Annotated in this window: 4 protein-coding genes; 1 reads left to right on the plus strand and 3 read right to left on the minus strand. The window is 75.1% G+C overall.

Features of this window, described 5'->3' with window-relative positions:
* Window positions 1-458 precede the first annotated feature (458 nt).
* Window positions 459-743 (minus strand): hypothetical protein, encoded by a 285-nt coding sequence (locus tag ACWGIU_RS33580; RefSeq protein ID WP_453711886.1) that lies wholly within the window; start codon window positions 741-743, stop codon window positions 459-461.
* Window positions 744-953: 210 nt separating this feature from the next.
* On the opposite strand from ACWGIU_RS33580, the gene ACWGIU_RS33585 reads away from it, so the two are divergent.
* A complete protein-coding gene (locus tag ACWGIU_RS33585) occupies window positions 954-1,397 on the plus strand; it encodes an NUDIX hydrolase (RefSeq protein WP_453711887.1) in 444 nt (147 codons plus the stop codon).
* A gap of 236 nt (window positions 1,398-1,633) precedes the next feature.
* On the opposite strand, the gene ACWGIU_RS33590 is transcribed toward ACWGIU_RS33585, so the two are convergent.
* Both ACWGIU_RS33590 and ACWGIU_RS33595 read right to left on the minus strand, forming a co-directional pair.
* A complete protein-coding gene (locus ACWGIU_RS33590) occupies window positions 1,634-2,491 on the minus strand; it encodes a trypsin-like serine protease (protein ID WP_453711888.1) in 858 nt (285 codons plus the stop codon).
* An 84-nt stretch (window positions 2,492-2,575) separates the two neighbouring features.
* Window positions 2,576-3,070 carry a GNAT family N-acetyltransferase gene (locus ACWGIU_RS33595; protein WP_453711889.1) on the minus strand — a complete coding sequence of 165 codons (495 nt, stop codon included), beginning with the start codon at window positions 3,068-3,070 and terminating at the stop codon, window positions 2,576-2,578.
* Window positions 3,071-3,253 lie beyond the last annotated feature (183 nt).

Raw genomic sequence — 3,253 nt, forward strand, 5'->3', positions numbered from 1 at the left:
CCCGCCCGGGGGGGGGGCGCGGGGGGGGGCCGCCCGCCGCGCCCCCGCCCCCGGGGGGGGGCGCCGGGGGGGGGGGGTGTCGGGGGGGGGGGGCGCCGGCGCCCCCCCCCCCCCCCGGCCGGTGACCAGGATCAGCTGACGGGACTCGGCCGGAATCCGGGCCCGGGTCCGCTCACTGACGCCGGTCAGGCCCTGCGGGGCGGCCGCCGGCGGAGCGGCGGGCGGGGCTGCCTGCTGGGCGGGCCGCCGGTCGTCACGTACGGCGCGGCCTCCGGCCTGCGGGCGGGCGTCCGCGCGGGCCGGCCGGGAATCGGCGGCCTTGTCCGGGTCCTGGGCCACGTGGACCCAGCCGGCCGTGAAGGTCGCCAGGCCGAGCACGGCGGCAAGAGCCACCCGGCGGGTCCTCGGGGTCGCACCGGGCTTGCGAGGCGGGCGGGAGCGGGCTCGGACGTGCTTGCTCATTCCTCCGACCGTACATCAGCAGGCCCTCGTGGCCCGGGTGGCGACGACGTGCGCGCCTCGTCGGAGCGCGGCAAGCGGACGCGGACCGTCAGGTCGCCCTCCGGGGCCGGATCGTCCTCCGCCGCCGGCTCCGCCCCGTGCGCCCGCGCGATCGAGGCCACGATCGACAGCCCCGGCCCGGCGCCCTCACCCGCGGTGCGCAGCCGTTCGGCGCGCCCGCGGAAGGGCTCCGGCGGGCTCGGTACGCCGGCCGGATCGATCACCGGTCCGGCGTTCGACACCGTCGGTTCCCCCTCGGCGAGGTCGGCGCCGGACCGGTCCCCGGTGACCGTCGGCCTGACCGGAGAGACTCGCGAGGGCGTCCACGGCCGGCGCTGCGCGCGGGCCGGGCCGGGCCGGGGGCGGTTCCGGGGGACGGGGCGGGCAAACAGCGGTAAAAGGCCAGGTGCAAGCCCATCCCCCGGAACCGATCACCGGCGTACAGTGAATCGATGAGGCGAACTCCACGTCAGGCAGCGCGCGTTGTCATCCTGTCCCCCACCGGATCCGTGTTCCTCTTCCGGGAGGACAACGTGGAGGTGGGCATCCACTGGCTGCCGCCCGGCGGCGGAATCGATCCCGGCGAGAGCCCCGAGGACTGCGTGCGGCGCGAGCTGCGCGAGGAGACCGGGTGGACCGACCTGGAGCCCGAACGGCTGCTCTGCACCTGGGAGCACGACTTCACGCACCAGGGGATACCGGTCCGCCAGCACGAGCACATCTTCGTCACCACGGGCCCGCACCGCGAACCCGTCCTGGAGGCCCCGGACATCCACTGGCAGTGGCTCTCCCCTCAGCGCCTGGCCGGCCTGGGCGAACCCCTGTGGCCGCCGCGCCTGCCGGACCTCCTGGCCGACACCCGCGCGGAACCGGTCCACCTGGGGCTTCTGGCCTGAGGGTGCCTTGTCGGCGCACCGCGGCCTGGTGGGCAGGACGCCCCGGGGTCCCCAAGTAGGTTGGCGCGCAAGTGACGTCGAGGGGATTCGATCCTGGAAGCGGACGGACACCTTCGTCCGCCGGCGCGAGCAGCATCGACGGCTCGTGGCCGGACTGGACCCATCCACCGGCGAGCCCGACCCGTACGCCTACCTGTACCCGGTCACCGACGACTGAGGCGGCCAGGCCGCAGGGCTCAGGCGGCGGGAGCCTTCGCGGTGGCCTTGGCGTAGAGCGAGGCGGCGTACTCGCCGAGGACCGTGCTGGTCGACACGTCGTCCGTGTCCCCGCCCGTGAGGATGCCGATGATCTTGCCGTCGCCGGCGATCCACGCGCTGCCGCTGGTGCCGCCCGGGAAGTCGGCGCAGTCGAAGCGCTGTTGGGTCGCGCTCTCGCGGACGGCGACCGAGGTGCAGGTACGGGGAACCTTCCGGTCGGCGGGGTAACCGGTGACGGTGACCTCCTCGCCCGCGCGGCCGCTGGTGTCGAGGACGGCCGCGCCGGTCACGTCCTCGATGGTGCGGCCCTTGGCGTCCGGGGCGAGACGTGCGAACGCGAGGTCGTAGTCGTCGTCCGTACCCTCGGCCCAGCGGTCGTCCTCGAAGACCTCCTCGATCTTCCATGTGCCGTACGGGGCGACGCCGTTGGCGTACGCGGGCGCGAAGACGGCGCTTCCGTCGCGCTGGTCCCCTTCGAGCAGGCAGTGTCCGGCAGTGATGATCATGTTCCGGCCCGGGCTGCTCACCACGGTGGCGGTACAGAAGTGATCACTGTCCAGGCCGTCGGTGAACAGGGCTCCGGTGAAGGCGGCGGGCCCCCCGGGCTGCGGGGTGACAGCCGGCGGCAGGGTGGCACCGGGAGGTGCGGACAGCTGGGGCTTCGCCACTTGCGATCGCGATGACGGGCCCGTCGGGGACGCGGTCGGCGCTGCCTTCGCCCGTACGGGAGGAACCCCCTCCGGCGGCGGCGCGAGCTTGGCCACCGCGGCGGAAGCCCCCAGGGCCGCCACCGCGCACAGCACCGCCGTCACGACGGTCCGCTTGTCCACCGGCATGATCATCCTCCTGCTTTGCCCTGGCGAAGCATGCCTCGGCGGCGGGGTCGGGTGCAAGGCCGAGGACGGCTCCCGGCCCGTGCCTCACACGGTTTCGACCCGCAGGTCGCATACGAAACGCAGGCCCGGACGGCCGTCCAGATCGACGTCACCGGTGGCCACGAATCCCGTGCGCGCCAGCACGGCGCGCGAGCCGGTGTTGTCGAGCGTGGTGACCGCCCGCAGCGCGGTCAGTCCGTACTCCGTGACCGCCGGCCCACGGACCTCCCGGACCGCGGCCGTGGCCAGGCCCCGGCCCGCGGCCCGCTCGGCGATCCGGTACCCGAGCTCGGCCGAACCGTCGGCCACGTCGACGAGGTTGACCCGCCCCAGGATCTCCCCGCCGTCACCCACCAGGACGTGGAAGAAGCACAGCCCGGCGGCCTGCTCGGCCATCAGCGCGGCGTGCCGCTCGTCGAAGTCGGCGAAGTAGTGATCGCCCCGGTCCGGGACCGAAGCGGCGAAGTAGGCCCGGTTCTCCCGCTCGAACGCGAGCAGGGCCGGTGCGTGGTCGAAGCGCAGCAACTGGAGTCGGGGCACGGCCCGATGGTAGGTCGGGCTCGGCGACGAGCGGAGCCGGGGCTCCGGACGTGCGGAGCCGCGCATCCCGGGGCGGGGGAGACCCGGATACGGCGCGTACGCCCCCACGGCACCGCAACGCGGGGTCCCGAACGCCGTGCCGGGCCGGGCGCGGTGGCCGTGGGGCGTGGCCGGTGGAGGGGC

This window comes from Streptomyces sp. NPDC054840 (assembly GCF_053611065.1).